The sequence below is a fragment of the Streptomyces sp. WELS2 genome, assembly GCF_013870595.1.
In the GTDB taxonomy this organism is placed as follows: Bacteria; Actinomycetota; Actinomycetes; order Streptomycetales; family Streptomycetaceae; genus Streptomyces.
Map to the genome: position 1 here is coordinate 1 of NZ_JACBWZ010000896.1, position 2,360 is coordinate 2,360.

Annotated in this window: 2 protein-coding genes; one reads left to right on the forward strand and one right to left on the reverse strand. The window is 71.6% G+C overall.

The window, feature by feature from the left end; translation table 11 throughout:
* A partial coding sequence (locus H5J33_RS31425) for a CapA family protein (RefSeq protein ID WP_181798152.1) occupies positions 1-855 on the forward strand: 855 nt, incomplete at its 5' end.
* Here the strand turns inward: H5J33_RS31425 and H5J33_RS31430 are convergent.
* Entirely contained in the window at positions 856-2,280 is a 1,425-nt protein-coding gene (locus H5J33_RS31430) for an amino acid permease (protein ID WP_181798153.1), read from the reverse strand.
* Positions 2,281-2,360: the final 80 nt, after the last annotated feature.

Here is a 2,360-nt window from a genome sequence, read left to right on the forward strand (position 1 = left end):
TTCGACCTCAAGGCGGTGGACTACCTGCTCAAACCGCTGCGCAAGGAGCGCTTCGCCGAGGACCTCGCCGCCACCGGCTACGACGGCTGCTCCACCGCCTCCGCCCACGCCCTGGACGGCGGCGCAGCGGGCGTCGGGCGCACCCTGGACGCCCTGGACCGGGCCGGGATCCGGCACACCGGGACCGCCCGCAGCGAGACCGAGGCCCGCTCGGTCGTGCTCCACCGGGCCGGGGGAGCACGGGTCGCCCACCTGTCGTACACCTCCTCCACGGGCAACCCGCCGCCGGACGGCCGGCCCTGGGCGGTCAACCTGATCGACGCCGACCGGATCATCGCCGACGCCCGCGCCGCCCGGCGGGGCGGCGCCGACGTGGTCGTGGTCTCCGTGGACTGGGGCACCGAGGGCCAGGACGAACCCGACCGGCTCCAGCTCACCCTGGCCGGACGCCTCACCGCCTCGGCCACGGACGGCCGCCCGGACATCGACCTGATCCTCGGCACCTCCGCCCACGTCCCGCAGGCGTACGAGAAGGTCAACGGGACGTGGGTGGTCTACGGACTGGGCGACCAGATCGCCGGGCCGTTCCAGGACCCGCGGGGCGCCCAGGACCCGCGGGGCAACGAGTCCACGCTCGGCCGCTTCACCTTCGCCCCGCCGGACCGGCCGGGCGGGCCCTGGCGGGTGGTGCGGGCCGAGTTCGTCCCCCAGCTCTACGACCTCGACGCCGGCCGGGTGGTCGATCTGGGCCGGGCCATCGCGCAGGGCGCCGAGCTGGAGGGGGCCCGCGACCGGATCCGGGACGTGGTCCTCAGCCGCGGCGCGGGCCGGGACGGCCTGGTCATGGCGGAGTGATCAGTCGCCGGTCCGCCGGGTGGCCAGCACCGAACGCCGGTAGGAGTAGCCGAAGTAGACGACACAGCCGAGCGCGAACCACACCGCGAACCGCACCCAGGTCTGCCACTGCAGGAACGTGATCAGCCAGACGGAGAAGACCACCCCCAGCGCGGGCACGACCGGCATCCCCGGCGTGCGGAAGGTGCGCGGCAGGTCCGGCTGCCGGTAGCGCAGCACGATCACCGCCGCGCACACCACCACGAACGCCAGCAGGATGCCGATGTTGGTCAGCTCGGCCGCCTCGGCGATCGGGACGAAGCCGGCGATGGCCGCGGACGCCACCCCGACGATCCAGGTCACCCGGGTCGGCACGTGCCGCGTCGGGTGCGTCTTGGCGAACCAGGTGGGCAGCAGGCCGTCCCGGGACATCGAGTACCACACCCGGGTCACTCCCAGCATGAACGTGAACATCACCGTGAGGATGCCGATGATCGCCCCGACCGCGATCACATCGGCCAGCGCCCCGAGGCCGACCGACTTGAACGCCGTGGAGAAACCGCTCTCCTTGTCGATCTCCTTGTAGTTCTGCATGCCCGTCAGCACCAGACAGGCCGCCACGTACAGCACCATCGAGATGATCAGCGAGTAGACGATCGCCTTCGGCATGTGCCGCTGGGCGTCCTTGGACTCCTCGGCCGCCGTCGACATCGCGTCGTAGCCGAACACCGCGAAGAACACCGTGGCCGCCCCCGTGAACGCCCCGCCGATCCCGTACGGGAAGAACGGGTGGTAGTTGCCGGTGTCGATGTGGAACACGCCCACCCCGATCACCAGCAGCACCACCAGCACCTTCAGGGCGACCACGAACGTCTCGAACCGGGCCGCGCTGCGGATGCCCAGGTTCAGCAGCCAGGCGATGAGCAGACACAGCACGGCCGCGAACAGGTCCACCCGGTGCCCGGCGCCGGTACCGGGCGCGCCCAGCATCCACCGCGGCAGATCGGCGCCCATCGCCTTGACCAGGAAGCCGAAGTAGCCGGAGATGCCGATGGCCACCACGGACACGATCGCCGTGTACTCCAGCAGCAGGTCCCAGCCGATGAACCAGCCCGCGAACTCGCCGAGCACCGCGTACCCGTAGGTGTAGGCCGACCCCGCCTTCGGGATCATCCCGGCGAACTCGGCGTACGACAGCGCCGCGCACGCGCTCGCCACACCGGCGATGAGGAAGGACACCAGCACCGCGGGCCCGGCCGTGCCGTTGGCCACCGTGCCGGCCAGCGTGAACACGCCCGCCCCGATGATGCCGCCCACCCCGATCGCGGTGAGCTGCCAGAGCCCCAGCGACCTCTCCAGCCGGGTGCCCTCGCCGACCTCCGTCTCCTCGATGTGCTCGATGGGTTTGCGGCGCAGAATCCCCTGGCCCGGACGGAGCCTGCCCATGCGTCTCACCCCTTCGCCTGCGGCAACGGCTGACGGCGGATCATGATGTCTCAGCACCGCCGCCCAGGGAAGACGCCACG